Below are 16,528 nucleotides of genomic sequence, written 5' to 3'. Positions count from 1 at the left end.
GGAATCTTTAGCACCATGAAAAAATGGACTCTAAGTATGCTAGCGATCGCTGTACTTGCCTTTGGCTCAGTGATCGGCTTTAACCTGATGGTAAAAAATAAAATCGCCGAGGCGATCGCCAATATGCCAGAGGCTGAGTTTCCTGTAACAGCCATGACATTAGATATGCAAAAGTGGCAACCCACAATTGATGCGATTGGCTTTGTTGAGCCGCATCAAGGGGTAACCATCTCCAACGAATTAGCAGGACGCGTCACCAGCATTAATTTTGAAAACGGTAGCCGAGTGGAAAAAGGCCAACTACTGGCCGAACTCGATGCCAAAGTGGAAAGAGCCAACCTTAAAAGCAAAATGGTACAACTGCCCGCCGCTGAGGCCGACTTCAAACGCCTTTCAAAACTCTATGCGCAAAAGTCAGTCTCTAAACAGGATTTAGACAATAGTGAATCTAAATACCTGGCCTTACAGGCGGATATTGAAAGTTTAAAAGCCACTATCGAGCGCCGTGAAATCAGTGCGCCTTTCAGTGGTTTAGTGGGTATTCGTAACATTAACTTAGGTGAATATCTTCAGCCTGGTACCGATATTGTGCGTCTCGAAGATATCAGCACAATGAAAATCCGCTTCACTATTCCGCAAACCCAATTACCTCGTATTGCCGTAGGTCAAAAAATCCATGTGTTTGTGGACTCTTATCCTGAGCAACCCTTCGAAGGTGAAATTGCCGCGATTGAACCCGCCGTGTTTTACCAAAGCGGTCTGATCCAAGTGCAAGCACGCATTCCTAACGATAACGCCAAACTGCGTAGCGGGATGTTTGCCCGAGTATCCATCCTATTGCCAGAACTGAACGATCAGTTTGTACTGCCACAAACCGCCATCAACTTTACCCTTTATGGTAACTCTATTTACCTCATCAAAGAGGTCGAAGAAAACGGTAAAAAGCTGGCTAGAGTCGAGCAAATCAACCTGACGGTATTAGAGCGTAACGGCAATAACGCGCTAGTGAGTGGCGCGTTAAAAGCGGGAGATCGCATTGTCACCTCAGGGCAAATTCGCCTCAGTAACAACAGTAAAGTGACAGTGGTTGAAGACCAAGCCCTGACCCACTCCGACACTATGCCAAAGCTGTAATAGGAGCAAGATAATGCGCTTTACAGATATCTTTATTAGGCGACCCGTACTCGCCGCCTCAATCAGCTTTCTCTTGCTGCTGTTAGGCTTTAATGCCCTCAATAGCATGCAAGTGCGTGAATATCCGAAGATGACGAATACCGTAGTCACGGTATCGACCAGTTATTACGGCGCGGATGCAAATCTAATCCAAGGTTTTATTACTCAACCGTTAGAGCAAGCGTTAGCGCAGGCCGATAACGTTGACTTTATGACCTCAGAGAGCTTCCTCGGCACCTCGAAAATTTCGGTGTATATGAAGCTCAATACCGATCCCAATGGTGCCTTGGCCGATATTCTCGCCAAAGTAAACTCGGTGAGATCGCAATTGCCCAAAGAGGCTGAAGATCCCAGTGTTGAAATGTCCACTGGCTCGCAAACCTCTGTACTGTATATTTCATTTTTTAGTGACCAGATTAACTCAAGCCAGCTAACGGATTACCTTGAGCGCGTCGTCAAACCCCAGCTCTTTACCATTGACGGCGTTGCTAAGGTGAATTTATACGGTGGTATTAAATACGCCATGCGTATTTGGCTCGATCCGGCCAGAATGGGGGCGTTTAACCTCTCCTCCAGCGATGTAATGCAAGTATTGCAGGCGAACAACTATCAGTCAGCAGTGGGTCAAACCAATAGTGTGTACACCCTTTTTAACGGTACTGCAGACACTCAAGTTGCTACCATCGAAGAGTTAAAACGCTTAGTGATCGGTAGTAAAGACGGTTTAGTCGTCCGTCTCGGTGATATTGCCGATGTTAGCCTCGAAAAGAGTCATGATATCTACCGCGCCTTAGCCAATGGCAAAGAAGCCGTGGTCATCGGCCTTGATGTCACGCCAACGGCTAACCCGCTTACCGTTGCGGCTGATACCCGCGCCCTGTTACCTGAAATTGAGCGTAACTTACCGCCATCCATTGAATCGAGCATTCTGTACGACTCCTCACTCGCAATTGATGAATCGATTAAAGAAGTGGTTAAAACCATTGGAGAAGCCGCGATTATTGTTATCGTGGTGATCACTCTCTTCTTAGGTTCGCTTCGCGCCGTGGTGATCCCGATTGTGACCATTCCGCTCTCGCTGATTGGGGTTGCCATCATCATGCAGATGTTTGGTTTTACGCTCAATCTCATGACCCTACTGGCCATGGTGCTCGCCATTGGTTTGGTGGTTGACGATGCGATTGTGGTGGTTGAAAACGTCGACAGACATATTAAGCTGGGTGAGTCACCCTTTAGAGCCGCGATTATCGGTACCCGCGAAATCGCGGTGCCAGTGATCTCCATGACCATTACCCTCGCCGCGGTTTATGCGCCGATTGCCTTAATGGGCGGGATCACCGGCTCATTATTTAAGGAGTTTGCCCTTACACTCGCAGGTTCTGTGTTTATCTCGGGCATAGTGGCACTGACACTGTCACCCATGATGTGTGCCAAAATTCTCAAACCCCATACCGCACCTAATCGCTTCGAAATGGGAGTCGAAAACTTCCTCACGGGGCTGACTCGCCGTTACAGCAACATGCTAGATGCGGTGATGTTACATCGCCCAGTGATCGTCGCCTTTGCGATTATCGTGTTCGCTTCACTGCCAGTGTTGTTTAAGTTTATCCCATCAGAACTGGCGCCCAACGAAGATAAAGGCGTGGTAATGATGATGGGCACGGCACCTTCGACTGCCAACTTGGACTACATCCAAGCCAATATGGGCTTAGTCACTGATATGATTAAGGCACAGCCTGAATCAGCCGCGTCACTCGCCTTTGTCGGAGTACCAAGTTCCAGCCAAGCCTTCGGGATCGCGCCATTAGTGCCTTGGAGTGAACGGGATAAGAGCCAAAAACAAATGCAGGAGTTTTTTGCTAAAGAAGTGAAGCACATTCCTGGAATGGCGATTACAACGTTCCAAATGCCTGAGCTGCCTGGGGCGTCGAGTGGTTTACCGATTCAGTTTGTGATTACCACATCAAACTCCTTCGCTAGCCTCTTCCAAATCGGTACCAGCGTACTGGAAAAGGTGCAAAAGAGTCCCTTGTTTGTGTACTCAGAAATCAACCTGAAATTTGATTCAGGCACAATGAAACTGCACATCAAGCGTGATTTAGCCGGTACCTACGGCGTGACCATGCAAGACATTGGGATCACTCTCGCCACCATGATGAGTGATGGCTATGTGAATCGCATTAACTTGGATGGTCGCTCCTACGAAGTGATCCCACAGGTAGAGCGTAAACTGCGCGCCAATCCTGAGTCGCTGGCCAATTACTATGTCAAAGCCGCTGATGGTAAATCCATTCCGCTATCCAGCTTGGTTGATATTGAGATGGTGGCCGAGCCTCGCTCACTACCCCACTTTAACCAAATGAATGCCTTAACTGTGGGTGGTGTAGCCGCGCCAGGCGTAGCCATTGGTGATGCCATCAGCTTTTTGCAAAATATTGGCGATAATGAGTTACCTAAGGGTTATAGCTACGACTTCCTCGGTGAAGCGCGCCAGTTTGTCACTGAAGGATCGGCACTTTATGCCACTTTCTTGCTGGCAATTGCGATTATTTTCTTAGTACTCGCCAGCCAATTTGAAAGCCTTAAAGATCCCTTAGTCATCTTGGTATCTGTACCGCTGGCGATTAGCGGCGCCTTGATTGTACTCGGGTGGACCCATGTGTTTGGCTTAGCCAAAATCAATATCTACACCCAGGTGGGATTAATTACCTTGGTGGGTCTTATCACTAAACACGGGATCTTGATGTGCGAAGTGGCCAAAGAGGAACAACTCCACCGTGGGCTATCTAAACTTGAGGCGATTAAACTGGCGGCAACCATCCGCTTACGCCCGATTTTAATGACCACAGCAGCGATGATTGCGGGTCTGTTACCGCTATTGTTTGCTTCCGGTGCAGGTGCGGTAGCACGCTTTAATATCGGTATTGTGATTGTCGCAGGTTTATCAATTGGGACCATTTTCACCCTGTTTGTATTACCGGTGATTTATACCTATCTTGCTGAAAAACACGAGCCTTTGCCCGTGTTTGACGAAGATACCGACGGGCTAGCCCACAACAGCTAACCGCATCCAAGTAAAACCTACGTCCCTTAAGACGTAGGTTTTACAAGGCGGTTTTCTTTTGAAAGCCAACGTACTAGGTTACAATCCTCCCATTCAGTAAAGAGGCGGACAAGAAGATGATCAATCCAAAGAAAATCGAAGAAATGGCGAAGCAACTGAGCGATAGCCTGCCCAGCGGTCTTAAGCAATTTGCCGGCGAATTTGAAGAGCGCAGCAAGCAAGTGCTGCAAAATCAATTGCTCAAGTTGGATATGGTGTCCCGTGAGGAGTTTGAAGTACAACAGCATGTATTACTGAAAACCCGCGAGAAATTAGAAGCCCTGCAAGCACAAGTGAATGAGCTTGAGAAAAAGCTAAACGCCGCAGACTAACTTATAATGCATGTTTGAAAGAGCACAGTTAGCGATGGCGCAGCTGTGCTTTTTTGTTTTTAACACTTCAAACATTGAGTCACTTAGGGAAATAATGCAACAACTCGCCAGCTACATCCTTGCTATTCAAGGCTATCCTAGCCCAGTTTCAGTGGTGAGCCACACCCAAGAGCAGCAAAGTTATCGAGACGATAATGCTGAAATGTGTGAATCTTTGACCTTATATCACTTCAACAACGGGGTTGTGGTCAGTCTGTTAAGCGAGCAAGATAAACAAGCTGATGAGCCAAACGCGATTTGTGAGGATTATTGGTTGAGTTATCGAGTCGTCACCGCCAATATCGCGATTTCGCCGCAGCAAAAGTCCTTTAGCAATCTCTGCCAACAAGGCTTTTGGCTTAAGATGCAGCAAGGGCTTAACGAGTAAGAATAGCCGTCGGCGCTAAGACCTAGCGCCAGAGTTCGAATCGTCAGGGAAGAAAGCCATGGATATCGCAAGCACCACTTTTAATCAGGACTATCTGCTTTGGGGATTATTGCTCCTTGGCGGCCTGCCACTGCTCAGCTATCCCTTTGTAGTCCTCGCCAGCCTGATGGGGCTTGCCAGCCGCACCACGATTAAAGTGCATTGGTTTTACCGGCTGATGAATAAAAGTTTTCTGTGGGGAACTCTTGCCTATCCCTTAGTGTACATTCCCTGCTACTGGCTCGCGCGCGGTGAGAACGGTTCATTATCCTTAGCCTATGCCACCCTGCCGCTGCTCTTTTTGGCATTGCTGTACCTGTGCTTTCGCTGGATGGATGTACCGCCTAAAGACAAACGCCCAGATAACGACAAAGATCCTGATTAGATCTTCTGCTGCCGCCCGTATAGTTGTTTAAATGCCTTATGGTTAGCCTTCACCAGTTTCCAGCGGCTGCAACCATTAAAACGCGCATACTCAGCAACTGCCGCCTCAAATGCTGCACAGAAGTCATTATCCATGCCGCTAAATCCCTCTTCTAAGGTCAGCTGTTGTAATAACAGTAAACCGCTTTGCCTATCAGCTTTAACATCCACGCGGCCAACAAAGCAGTCACGCCACAAAATCGCGAGGGAGTAATAGCCATATTGGCGTTTTTCGGCGGGCACATAGACTTCAATTTGGTAATCAAAATCAAACCATTGCTTTAATCGCTGCCGCTGAATTAATAGATTATCGAAGGGATTGAGTAACCAGACTCGGTTGGGCATCGCAGCGGTTATGTGCAGCTCGGGGCGATAAAAATACCATTGCCCTTCGGCCTTAAAGCTTGCCAACTCACCCTGAGACTGCATAGCGGCTAATTGCTCAGACACGTGCGCTTTTATACCTTTGCGCAGATAAGCGATTTGTGCCGCTGAACCAAAGGCATGGGCATCGAGATAACGCTCAATCAAGTGGCGGGCAAATTCGCTCTCGCTCGGTGCTTTGGTATTGATATGACTTGGCAGCACACGCTCAGTCAAATCATAGCATTTTTGAAATCTCTCCCTGCGCACCACCATTAACTCGCCGCGCATAAACAACTGCTCTAATGCCTTTTTAGCGGGTTTCCAATCCCACCAGGCACCGTTTTTGCCTTCGGCATGTTCAAAATCACTGGCCTTCAACGGCCCTTCGGCGCGAATGCGGGCGCGCACTTCCTGCATCACCCTATCGTCTGGCTCAAACCAATGTTTGCCGCCATTTTGCAGCTGTTGTTTACGTTGCAAACTAAAACGGTAGTCGGCAATCGGCAAATAGGCCGCCGCATGGGACCAATATTCAAAAATCTCGCCCTGCGCCAGCGCAGTATCTAACATCTGCGGTTGATACTGTGGCATCCGGCTATGCAACACATGGTGGTGCGCCCGCTCGACCACATTAATCGAATCGATTTGCACATACCCGAGACGGCTAATCAGCTCGCTCACCGACGAGTGAGGTTGCAGTAAACCTTGCTGCTGCATATTCAGCTGTAACCACTCGCGGGGTGAAAAAGGACTCGACATAAATTCTCCCAAAATGCTCAAAAACAATTGCGCCCTAAGGTTGATGCCATGACTGACAGATGATCAAAAGGATAATCCTCTTACTTTTGTCGGATATTTCGTAAACTTAGCGTGAATTTGTCAGCTCGCGTACAACTTGAGTTAACATAGGGCATTTCCTCGCTTAGGGCTATCGCTTACCTCGAGTCAAACAACTCCCTCTTACAAAGGTTAGCCCCTCATTAAGGATTGATGAATGAATATCTATTACCGCGAAGCCAAACTCTGCGGCCGTAAAACCGGCAATGGTACTAAACTGCCATTTTTAATGAATATGCTGTACTCACTCGGAGAAAAGAATGGCGAGTTACAACCTTTCAGCATCGACGATATTAAGACAGTCCTGTTTAACCAACATCAATCGATTGGCTGCTCCATTAAAGCGCCTTTACCCATAGTCTCTTGGCGCAGCGATGCCATTTGGTACGAATTATTCAAGGGTGAAGAGCCCGTGTATCTGCCCCAATGCATCACCTTTAGCAATGGCGCAATCGACTATGCGATTGTCGTGATTGGCGATGAGTATGAGCTACGTATTTGGCCGGACTGCAATAATCGTGAGCGTGAAAAACACCAATGGTTTTCACACCATGCCGCCGTATACTCCGAAGAAATCGATGTCTTTAAGGAATGTCTTGAGGTGCTACTCAAACATATCCGCAAGGAAGATGACTTTGAGGCTAAACACCCGAAATTTGGCAAACAACGCACCAGTTCAAAATAGGTTTTAGCGCACTTAAAGGCGATTGCCATAATTTTGCCACTATTGATCAGCAACTTGCCCGCAACTTCCGTGGGCAAATCTGCTTTAATACCCGCCGTAATATCGAGTTAGCTCAATAGTATGCAATGGCGACTCGCGCGTATTTCATAGGGAATGAAATCCATGTTTAACATTATTTTCTGGGTGCTCACGTTACTGAGTTTGGCGCTGTTTGGCGGCGCTATCTATTTAGTGGCGCGCGCACTCCTTAAAAAACTCAATCGTGATCAAGGAACCGATATGTCAACACAAGAGCCGTGGGCAGCAACTACGACAAAGGGAACGGCAAAAAACACCACGCTATTAAAGGCCTTAACCATTGGCATACTGTCGATTGTGGCCTTGCTACCGCTCGGGATCATTATGGATATGACGTCCGATCGCGAAATGCTTTACAACAGTGTGGTCGATGAAATCGGCCGCTCATGGGGCGAGCAGCAAACCCTCTCGGGCCCAGCGTTGGTAATCCCCTACAGTTATTTTGTGATGCAGGAAGAAGTCAGTAACGACGGCAAAACCCGCCACGAAGTGAAGCGCACCTATCAAGATGAGCTGGTGATTCTGCCGAAAAAGCTCACTCTCGATTTAGACCTAAAACATGATTTCCGTACCCGTGGCATTTATCAATCGCTGGTGTATAACGCGGCGCTTACGGGGCAGGCTGACTTTCGCTTAAATCGTTATGACATTCCTAACCTTATCGCCTTTGATAACAAAAATGCCCGTTTAGTCTTTGGTGTGTCATCAAACCAAGCAATTGATAAAGTAGAAAAGATTGAGGTGACAGGCGATTCAGTCTTACTCTCAGGTTCACTGATGTCGGGCACTGGCTTGACGACTGGCGGTCTGGAGAAAGGTTTTAACCAAGGGATCCAAGTCGGCGAAGCAAGTGATTTTAGCGTGAACTTTGCCATGACACTGCGCGGCTCTCAGTCGATTAGTGCCCTGCCATTAGGCGAACAAACCCTGCTGAATATCCATGCCGACTGGCCGCACCCGAGTTTTAAAGGCTTACTCCCAGCAGAGCGCGAAATCACTGCCAACGGATTTACCGCCAACTGGAATATCAGTCACTTAACTCGCAACTATCCGCAGGAGTTTATTAAGAGTAATCAGTCGACGCTTACCGAAGTCGTAGCCAATGCCATGTTATTTGAACCTGTAACCCATTACGGCAAGATTGAGCGCTCAGTCAAATACGGCCTGCTGTTTATCGTACTGACTTTTATCATGTTATTTATCTTCGAGCTGGGTCAAAAGACCAGCCTAAGCACAGTGCAATATATGCTGGTTGGCAGTGCGATGGCCCTGTTCTACCTGCTGTTACTGTCACTCTCGGAGCATCTTGCCTTCCTGCAAGCCTATCTGATCGCCGCCTGTATTCCTGTGCTGTCGGTATCCGCTTATGTGGGCAGTGCCACCGCTAGCGTTAAACGTGGCGCGATAGTAGGCACTATGCTGGTGAGCTTGTATGCGGTGTTGTACTCAATACTGCAATTAGAAGATTACGCCCTACTGATGGGTACTGGCTTGTTATTAGTGGTTTTACTGATTTTGATGTTCGTAACCCGTCATCAACCCAAGGACACAGTGCAATAGCACCTACCGCTCCACCCTTGAAGCCCCCGACAGCGCACTTTTTGCTGTCGGGATTTTTTTATTGGCAAGACCACATGTGACATGTAGCCTATTGCGTTTACTCGGAGGCGAATATTTTGACTCATCCAGCCTATCTTCTACGTCGTTTGGTGCTTGTATGGTTACTGCTAGCAGCGATTCCAAGCCTACTGTTACTTACGCAAAATCAATTATTTCCGCTGCTCGATCTACAATCGCCCTTAGCCAGAGCCTTGTACTGGCTCACCACAACCGGCACAGCGCCCTATGGGGTTGCGACTGTTTTAGTCGTGTTGGCGCTTGCCTATTGTTATATGCCTAAAGCATTATTTATTAACTTGTTTTTAGCCATCAGCCTAAGCCAAGTATTAAGCCTAAGCACTAGCCATGCCCTTAAAAGTTTTTTTAAAGAGCCAAGGCCCAATCTGGTGTATCTATCTGAGCAAGCACTCCCAGATGATGCACAGTTAACTCCGCAAACCTTCTATCAACTCGCAAAACCAGAACGCTCACAGGCCATTGCTGAGGCGCTGACCGAGCTGCAAACGAGAACCTCAGCGGTAAAACTGTCCCCAAAAATCCACCAACATTGGGAAGATGAAATCGGCTATTCCTTCCCGTCTGGACACACCATTTTTGCCGTAACCTTAGTGCTAACCGCCAGCTACTATCTGCTTTTAGCGGGTTTACCTCTATTCACCAGTGCGTTATTGGTTTGGGGATTATTGATGGGCCTAAGCCGTATGCTACTCGGCATGCACTGGCCGCAGGATGTGCTCTTTTCCACCCTACTCGCCGCAATCATCAGCAGCTTAAGCATATTTTTGGTCAGTAAAATGCGTCTATTCACGCAAAGGTTTGCGAAAACCTCTTCGCAATAACGCCTAGACCGACAATTCGCCATCAGACCTNGTTCATTCAGCGGGAGTTAAACGCGCTTTAGACAAGGCGAAGGCTTGAAGGCATAGTGGTGCTCTGTCGAAAGCCTTAAACGCAGTATAAAGCACGTTCAACCCCGCCCTTCGGGAGCCTCACAGGCATCCCACTCCGGTGTTGCATTGACTTAAAAGGGAATGACCATTTCTGCGTCAATGCGCCTTGGATTGAAATGCCTGTGAGGCTCTGAACTGATTAGATATTTAATGTGATTGGTATTACACAAGATTTTTGGCAAACAGCGCTAACACTGGCAAACTAGGGGTAGAGTCCGCTACCCCTAAACTTTCCATGACTGAAACTCACCCATATAAACTCGACCAACTCGATTTAACCATTTTGCGTTTACTACAAACCCACGGCAGGTTATCGAATCTTGAACTGGCAACGAAAGTCGGCCTGTCGCCGTCCCCTTGCTCACGCCGCGTTAAAGCCCTAGAAGAAGCGGGTTATATTGCCGATTATGTCACGCGTCTGTCAGCGGATAAATTCAACCTACATTTGACTGCGTATATCCATGTAAGGATGGAAAAACACACGCCTGCAATCCTCAACCAATTTGAAGCCAATATACTGGGCTACGAAGAAGTCCAAGAATGCGCGCTGATCACAGGTTCTGAAGCCGACTATCAACTCAAAGTGTTAGTCCAAGATATGGCGCACTTTCGTACTTTTCTGTTAGATAAACTCACCACCAATGTGCATATCGCAGGTGTGCATTCCAGCTTCGTGTTGAAAAAGGTCAAAGAGCACACGGCCATCCCCTTAAGCCATATCACCATTGAACCCTAAGCGCAGTAAAAGTGGCAGCTTCTGCGATAGCGTGAGACCAATGCAGCTATAGTTGCAGCGTCGCTACCCCAAGTAGCTCATCCTGCGAAAGGTATTTTTAGCGATAAGATCACAATTTATTAGGTTTTTACCATCGCAATTAATCGCTAAAGCGAGGCTGCCTGCCACCGCCACGAGCAACATAATCTCGAACATCACCACAAATCAAAATTTAACACCAAAATTAAAGCAAAATACGGACAATAATTGCTGATTAACATCAATTTAACGCACTAAAATTGCGTTGAACTTCTTATTTATCCGCCTAAGATACGCCTTCTTTTTACGGGAGGCACCATGCAATCGGCCAATACAAATTCGACTAACCATTTCAGCTCACGCTTAGGTTTTATTATGGCGGCAGCCGGCAGTGCCGTTGGTGTCGGCAACATTTGGGGATTCCCCACCCAAGCGGCAACCCATGGCGGCGGTGCCTTTTTGCTGGTGTACCTAGTACTGATTTTTATCCTAGGCATTCCCATGCTGATGGCTGAACTTATGATTGGTCGCCACGGACAAACCAACCCCGCCGATGCCATGGGCAAACTCGGTTTCAACTCGCTCAGCCGCAATTTAGGCAAGGCAATAGGATTAATTTCTATCGTAACAGCAGGGTTGATCTACACCTTCTACAGCATTCTTTCTGGCTGGTTTGTGAGCTACGCCATCGCCCCAATTGCCACGGCTATGGGCTCGCACGATACCGCCGCTTGGTTAGTGGATTTCTCGCTATCGCGCAATCTGGTGTTCACGCTAATTTTTAGCGCACTGGTATTTTTGGTATTGCTGCAGGGAGTGCAGCAAGGTATCGAAAAATGGTCTAAACGCTTAATGCCGCTATTGTTGATCATGCTGATCGCGGGTGTGACCTATATCTTCACCCTCAATGGCGCGAGTGAAGGCATTACCGCACTATTAACGCCTAACGTTGCCAAGGCTATCGCGCCAGATACCTTGCTGAGCGCACTCGGACAGACCTTTTTCTCACTCACCATAGGCACTGGTGCCATGATGGTTTATGGCAGCTATTTGAGCCAAAAAGAGAATATTGCCAAATTAACCATCTGGGTTGCCTTTACCGATAGCGGCATCGCCTTTCTCGCCGCCTTTTTAATCATCCCAGCCATGTATGTGGCCCAGCATAATGGCGTGCAGATTTTTAGTGCAGAAGGCAAGTTGATCGATTCGGATGCATTGGTCTTTACTGTTTTACCCGCCTTATTCTCAACCCTAGGCGACACGGCCAACCTCATTATTAGCGTAGTGTTCTTTATGCTGCTGATCATCGCCGGCCTGACGTCAGCCATTTCCATCGCCGAGGTGCCAACGAGTTATGTGATGCAAAAATGTGGATTCAGCCGCCAACGTGCTACCTTGATCATCGGCCTATTGTTGACCTCATTATCCTTATTACTGGCGGTATTTTTTGAGACGCTATTTAGTTTCACTATCATGCTAACCACGCAAATGGCCCAACCGCTGGTCGCCCTCGGTATTGCGATTTACTTAGGTTGGATTTGGCGCCAAAGCCAGTTACTCAAGACGATAAGTGGACAAGAGGGTGTCGATGCCACGGGGCTTTTCTGGCGTATTTGGCCAAGGTACGTGAAGTATGTTTGCCCAGTACTAATCATCGCGATCGCGATCAGGCAATTTGTGTAACCTCTTTCCAAACGCTAACAATCCATACTGAATTCGGGGATTGTTAGCTCCTCATCAAAAACTAAGCCCACCATTTTATTATGTTTAAATATATAATGCTAACCACCTTAAAAAATACATAAGGTATAGCACTTTATTTTTGTATAAGTATAATCCCTCACAATGGAGCAATTTAAATTGACTTCCTTTAAACGTTACAGATTAATTTTGTAACAGACTTTCTTATAAAATGGATTTTATTATGCTAGCGTGGCTCATCTTGATATTAATAACGATTGTTCCAGTAAAAATTGGAGCTGAGTTATTTGAAGCAGAAAATAAAAGTATTATACATTGTGGTTTAGCCGTGACGATTGGAACAATACTAGCATTCACAATAGTTATTGCTATCAAAGGATTGCTTGGACTAATCGTGACATATATTGCAATATCAGTAGTTTACAGCAAAATATTTCAACTATCCTTTGGTAAAGGTTTAACTTTTACATTAGTAGTATTTGTAATTCAATTAGGAATAGTACAAGGTTTAACTGATTTTGGCCTCCACCTTATTTCTCCATATATTAGCACCTCAACATAACGAAAAATCAGCACTATAAAATATAATCTACAAATAATGGCCCTAGTAGTGAGTAACTTAATTGCAGCTCGTCTCGCAACGACTGTATAGCCATATTAGTAAAATAGTCAAAGTAATGATAAGCGATTTTTCAATCAATAACGTTGAACTACTGAGGGAAGGCTGGATTGACGCGAAAGGGAATGTAAGCAGCCTTAAGAGATAAAGGCTGCTTTTGAAGGCGGACAGATTACTGCTCGATACCCACGATTAACCAAGGCGCGTTGGCTTGCGTAAGGTTACGCTCTAAATGCCAGATTTCCTTAATGTCTTCTTCGACACCTTCAACCGTATCACGGTAGCGGCCGCTAAATTTAACACTCACTTCCGCCAGATTAGCATTGTGTGTCGCGCGGACCAGTTCAGCATCTAAGAACATCACTTCTGTATGCTGTTCGCCAACGAGCTCACGGCGTTGGTTGCTGAGCTCATTAAAAAGCTCAATCGAAACATACTCTTGAATTTTGCTTAAATCGTTTTCGTTCCATGCTACTTGCAGGGTTTTGTAATGACTACGCGCGCCTTCTAAAAAGCTAGGTAAATCAAACCCCACAGGCAAATGGAAAGGCACTGTGCTCGCCGCTTGAGCAAAACCATTGCTGCCATTGTTTGCACTGCTAGCAAAACCGGTTTGTTCCACTTGCTGGCGTTGCAGATTCGGATTAGGTTGACCAGCACCTGCGTAGGCAGGTCTTGGCTGGGTACTGGCTTTTGAAGCCATCAGAGTACGGACAATTTTAAACAGCACAAATGCCAACAGCGCGATAATCAAAATATCCATAAATTGAATATTTTCAAAACCTTCGCCCATAAATAGCGCAGCCAATAAGCCACCCGCTAATAAACCGCCTAACATGCCGCCCATCATACCTTTCTTGCCCGCAGCAGGTGCTGGTGTAGCGGTAGGCGGGGTTGTGGGAGTATTAGTTGCCGCAGGCTGAGCCGGCGCTGTTTGATGACTTTTGCCAATAGACTTATTACTGCCGAATTTTTTTGCTTCTGCGACTGGACTAGCAGCCAAGCTAACCGCAAAAATCATCGCCAGCATAATAAATAACTTTTTCATTTATAAGATCTTTGTATGTATAACCAGAGGTGCAGGCATCATAGCGGGATGACATTATATGTCAACTATCAAAAGAGGGGTCTAGGCTTACAAACTTCGTTTGTTCTTCTAAATCAAAATCAAAGTCGTGGGGCTTCGTCCCTAATTGTTCAACATGACTCGACTAAGAATGCGACAAAAGACACGTCAGTTCTGACTATGTAATGTGAGAAATGATTAAGCACTGTCATTCCAGTGACACGCAGCAAGCACATCCCTGTGTGCTCGACGGTGATATATGCTGCACACGGAAGTGCGAATGTCGCGATCATATGGATGTGAATGAGCGAACATGCCGCCAACAATCACTTACATATCAGTGCTTAATCCCGTTAACTTCCGTGCATTCCGATAGCCTGAACGACAACGACCTGAAAGCCTATGTGAAGAACGAAAATATCATATAGGTAGGCATGTCTTTTGAATTAATATTTAGATAGGCCAGTTTCAAACTGGCCTATCTGCTTCTTATCTTTTTAAAAGCAATTCCATTCCTGAATATTTTAAGAACAATAGATGTTCACTATAGAAATTTGAATCGCTAGTCTCTGTTGACGTACTCACGCTTCATCAAGCCACACATCACCAGCAGACCAAGAGTAAAGATTTCTTCTGGCATACTCCTGCTCGCTGTCACTGAATTTCTGACCATGAGCAAGTTTGGTAATGAATGTTTTTATTCCTGGAAATTTCTCTCGATTCCAGGAGTACATTGTGCCCTTTCCTTTTTCCGTGGAAATTTCCATGGATCGCTCCATATGCTGGAGCGATCTTAATGCCCGCTCTCGATGTTCGCTGCTCAAATATGAGCTTTCGGAAAAAGCCAAATCTTTTAGATAAGAAATAGAGTCATTATAAGCATTAGTCGCGCTGGTAACTTTATTTGACTGTTCGACTATATGCAGAAATATTGCGTCGTTAACAGCAATGTCCGTAAATAACATACCGGTTGTCGTTTCTGGCACGTTTATATAGCTTTTTAGAACGGTATCAGAAATGACTATTTCTACATTGCTCATCATATTCAAACTTTTCAGGAAAGAGTCTTTATTCTGCACAATGTGTTTCAGGGCGTAACGAGCCAAATGTTTTTCTGGCTTATCGAGTTCACGTTCCCGTAGCTTGTCAATCGGAATCCTGACAGTAGCATTGAAAGAGGCTTTTGATATTACCGTCGTAATAGTAAAAGTAACTGACGCCAGTACGGTTTTCACCTGTTGATGCCGTCTGTCCAGAACAAGGCCGCCTGGCCCTTTTTCAAATACTTCTCCGACACAGTGAAGTTCTGTTGAAACAGTAATGCGGTGAAGTAGCTCATCTTTTGAAATCGAAGGGTCGGTTGCTTTCAGACTTTGATAGTTTTGAAATCCGGCAGTTTTGGCTAGTATCTGAAGCATTTCAGATTGACCAATTTCAGCGCCGTGGGCCGAGTGAATAGATTTTCGAAGGGACTTAGCCAATTCAGATATTGAATGATGTGAGTAGGGGATGGTGTTAGCCATATAATGTCTCGTTAATTAATTAACGGTACGAAGAAGACTATTGTCCTGAGGATTGCTCTGCTTTCGCCCTACGTACCTAAATTAAACGGGTGTATTGGCTACAAAATGTTTAAAACCGTCAGGTTTAGCTTGCCCCGTTAAGGGCCAGAGCGACTAGGTGAACTGATGACCTGACGCCAGTATATCGATTTTTTTAATGTAATCAACACTGGAAAGATGACCTTATTTTAGAAGATTAGCGTACCTATGGCGGTCACAATGTAAACACGAAAGTAATATCAGGGGGGCAATTTAAGCGAGCCGCCCATTGTTAAACTCTTGAAACGCCCTAGTTGTAAATAACAGACTATCAGGTATAGCAAAGCCTTAACCGGATTAAGCACTGTCATGAAAGTGACCGTTGGCGGCATGGATGCCGCCATCGAGCCTATAGGGACATATTCACGGCGTGTCACTGAAATGGCAGTGCTTAATCAATATACCCCCGCACTAAAGAACGGTACTGTCTCTATAAAAAATCCCCGCATTACGGGGATTTATAAACTATCAAAGACAGCTAAAACTAACTAAGTTACAAACACTTCTTATCCGATTTATCATCGGAAGAAAGTGCTCGACTAATGCTGCCGAAGATAGCGGTTAAAATCCCGATGCCCACATCCATCTGCCGGGCATTGCTATCATCACCGCTGGCCTCGCGTTGACTCTGATTACCTGCTGTACCTCGCACAAAATCACAACTGGCATTGCTCATATTGCTGGAAGCACAACCACTTAAGATCAGAATCAAACCGCTAATCAACAAACGTGAGCTAACTAAGCGCAAACTCAC

At 46.2% G+C, this 16,528-nt stretch carries 16 protein-coding genes; 12 read left to right on the top strand and 4 right to left on the bottom strand.

Annotated elements, in window-relative coordinates; all coding sequences use genetic code 11:
- Window positions 1–15 precede the first annotated feature (15 nt).
- The 5 genes from IEY09_RS09010 (at window position 16) to IEY09_RS08990 (ending at window position 5,459) form a co-directional block, all read left to right on the top strand.
- Window positions 16–1,134, top strand: coding sequence for an efflux RND transporter periplasmic adaptor subunit (locus IEY09_RS09010; RefSeq protein ID WP_037423385.1), 1,119 nt, complete (start codon window positions 16–18; stop codon window positions 1,132–1,134).
- Window positions 1,135–1,147: 13 nt separating this feature from the next.
- Window positions 1,148–4,237, top strand: coding sequence for a multidrug efflux RND transporter permease subunit (locus IEY09_RS09005; protein WP_023266070.1), 3,090 nt, complete (start codon window positions 1,148–1,150; stop codon window positions 4,235–4,237).
- A gap of 116 nt (window positions 4,238–4,353) precedes the next feature.
- The gene (gene ubiK, locus IEY09_RS09000) at window positions 4,354–4,608 is read left to right on the top strand and encodes a ubiquinone biosynthesis accessory factor UbiK (protein WP_023266071.1); all 255 of its coding nucleotides are present in this window, start codon (window positions 4,354–4,356) and stop codon (window positions 4,606–4,608) included.
- A gap of 94 nt (window positions 4,609–4,702) precedes the next feature.
- The gene (locus tag IEY09_RS08995; protein WP_188870733.1) at window positions 4,703–5,035 is read left to right on the top strand and encodes a hypothetical protein; all 333 of its coding nucleotides are present in this window, start codon (window positions 4,703–4,705) and stop codon (window positions 5,033–5,035) included.
- 58 nt (window positions 5,036–5,093) lie between these two features.
- Window positions 5,094–5,459, top strand: a complete 366-nt coding sequence (locus IEY09_RS08990) for a hypothetical protein (RefSeq protein ID WP_188870732.1) — start codon at window positions 5,094–5,096, stop codon at window positions 5,457–5,459.
- Here the strand turns inward: IEY09_RS08990 and IEY09_RS08985 are convergent.
- Window positions 5,456–6,622 carry a winged helix-turn-helix domain-containing protein gene (locus tag IEY09_RS08985; RefSeq protein WP_188870730.1) on the bottom strand — a complete coding sequence of 389 codons (1,167 nt, stop codon included), beginning with the start codon at window positions 6,620–6,622 and terminating at the stop codon, window positions 5,456–5,458. The genes IEY09_RS08990 and IEY09_RS08985 overlap by 4 nt on opposite strands.
- Window positions 6,623–6,857: 235 nt before the next feature.
- On the opposite strand from IEY09_RS08985, the gene IEY09_RS08980 reads away from it, so the two are divergent.
- From IEY09_RS08980 to IEY09_RS08955, 6 genes are all read left to right on the top strand, one after another.
- Window positions 6,858–7,385, top strand: coding sequence for a hypothetical protein (locus tag IEY09_RS08980; RefSeq protein ID WP_188870728.1), 528 nt, complete (start codon window positions 6,858–6,860; stop codon window positions 7,383–7,385).
- A 162-nt stretch (window positions 7,386–7,547) separates the two neighbouring features.
- Window positions 7,548–9,023: a cell envelope integrity protein CreD gene (gene creD, locus IEY09_RS08975; RefSeq protein WP_188870727.1), complete on the top strand. Its 1,476-nt coding sequence runs from the start codon at window positions 7,548–7,550 to the stop codon at window positions 9,021–9,023.
- Window positions 9,024–9,139: 116 nt separating this feature from the next.
- The gene (locus tag IEY09_RS08970; RefSeq protein WP_047535285.1) at window positions 9,140–9,922 is read left to right on the top strand and encodes a phosphatase PAP2 family protein; all 783 of its coding nucleotides are present in this window, start codon (window positions 9,140–9,142) and stop codon (window positions 9,920–9,922) included.
- 346 nt (window positions 9,923–10,268) lie between these two features.
- Window positions 10,269–10,769: an Lrp/AsnC family transcriptional regulator gene (locus IEY09_RS08965; RefSeq protein WP_037427707.1), complete on the top strand. Its 501-nt coding sequence runs from the start codon at window positions 10,269–10,271 to the stop codon at window positions 10,767–10,769.
- Window positions 10,770–11,105: 336 nt separating this feature from the next.
- Window positions 11,106–12,470, top strand: a complete 1,365-nt coding sequence (locus tag IEY09_RS08960) for a sodium-dependent transporter (RefSeq protein WP_188870725.1) — start codon at window positions 11,106–11,108, stop codon at window positions 12,468–12,470.
- 241 nt (window positions 12,471–12,711) lie between these two features.
- A complete protein-coding gene (locus IEY09_RS08955; protein WP_037423361.1) occupies window positions 12,712–13,050 on the top strand; it encodes a hypothetical protein in 339 nt (112 codons plus the stop codon).
- A gap of 229 nt (window positions 13,051–13,279) precedes the next feature.
- On the opposite strand, the gene IEY09_RS08950 is transcribed toward IEY09_RS08955, so the two are convergent.
- Entirely contained in the window at window positions 13,280–14,155 is an 876-nt protein-coding gene (locus IEY09_RS08950; RefSeq protein WP_188870723.1) for a Tim44 domain-containing protein, read from the bottom strand.
- Window positions 14,156–14,754: 599 nt separating this feature from the next.
- Complete coding sequence (locus IEY09_RS08945) at window positions 14,755–15,696, bottom strand: hypothetical protein (RefSeq protein ID WP_188870721.1); 942 nt, start codon at window positions 15,694–15,696, stop codon at window positions 14,755–14,757.
- Between the two features lie 387 nt (window positions 15,697–16,083).
- Between IEY09_RS08945 and IEY09_RS08940 the strand changes: the two genes are divergently transcribed.
- Window positions 16,084–16,266, top strand: coding sequence for a hypothetical protein (locus tag IEY09_RS08940; RefSeq protein WP_088586559.1), 183 nt, complete (start codon window positions 16,084–16,086; stop codon window positions 16,264–16,266).
- 1 nt (window position 16,267) lies between these two features.
- Here the strand turns inward: IEY09_RS08940 and IEY09_RS08935 are convergent, their stop codons facing one another.
- Window positions 16,268–16,528: a hypothetical protein gene (locus IEY09_RS08935; RefSeq protein WP_229777797.1), complete on the bottom strand. Its 261-nt coding sequence runs from the start codon at window positions 16,526–16,528 to the stop codon at window positions 16,268–16,270.

It is taken from the genome of Shewanella xiamenensis, from assembly GCF_014647135.1.
Lineage (GTDB): Bacteria > Pseudomonadota > Gammaproteobacteria > Enterobacterales > Shewanellaceae > Shewanella > Shewanella xiamenensis.
The sequence above is the reverse complement of the archived record's forward strand: the minus strand, read 5'-3'. Positions and strand labels throughout refer to the sequence as shown.

Coding starts and splice junctions, on each gene's coding strand:
- IEY09_RS08980 (WP_188870728.1), top strand. CDS start 6,858: ATGAATATCTATTACCGCGAAGCCAAACTCTGCGGCCGTAAAACCGGC.
- creD (WP_188870727.1), top strand. CDS start 7,548: ATGTTTAACATTATTTTCTGGGTGCTCACGTTACTGAGTTTGGCGCTG.
- ubiK (WP_023266071.1), top strand. CDS start 4,354: ATGATCAATCCAAAGAAAATCGAAGAAATGGCGAAGCAACTGAGCGAT.
- IEY09_RS08950 (WP_188870723.1), bottom strand. CDS start 14,155: ATGAAAAAGTTATTTATTATGCTGGCGATGATTTTTGCGGTTAGCTTG.
- IEY09_RS08990 (WP_188870732.1), top strand. CDS start 5,094: ATGGATATCGCAAGCACCACTTTTAATCAGGACTATCTGCTTTGGGGA.
- IEY09_RS08985 (WP_188870730.1), bottom strand. CDS start 6,622: ATGTCGAGTCCTTTTTCACCCCGCGAGTGGTTACAGCTGAATATGCAG.
- IEY09_RS09005 (WP_023266070.1), top strand. CDS start 1,148: ATGCGCTTTACAGATATCTTTATTAGGCGACCCGTACTCGCCGCCTCA.
- IEY09_RS08940 (WP_088586559.1), top strand. CDS start 16,084: ATGAAAGTGACCGTTGGCGGCATGGATGCCGCCATCGAGCCTATAGGG.
- IEY09_RS09010 (WP_037423385.1), top strand. CDS start 16: ATGAAAAAATGGACTCTAAGTATGCTAGCGATCGCTGTACTTGCCTTT.
- IEY09_RS08960 (WP_188870725.1), top strand. CDS start 11,106: ATGCAATCGGCCAATACAAATTCGACTAACCATTTCAGCTCACGCTTA.
- IEY09_RS08995 (WP_188870733.1), top strand. CDS start 4,703: ATGCAACAACTCGCCAGCTACATCCTTGCTATTCAAGGCTATCCTAGC.
- IEY09_RS08955 (WP_037423361.1), top strand. CDS start 12,712: ATGCTAGCGTGGCTCATCTTGATATTAATAACGATTGTTCCAGTAAAA.
- IEY09_RS08945 (WP_188870721.1), bottom strand. CDS start 15,696: ATGGCTAACACCATCCCCTACTCACATCATTCAATATCTGAATTGGCT.
- IEY09_RS08965 (WP_037427707.1), top strand. CDS start 10,269: ATGACTGAAACTCACCCATATAAACTCGACCAACTCGATTTAACCATT.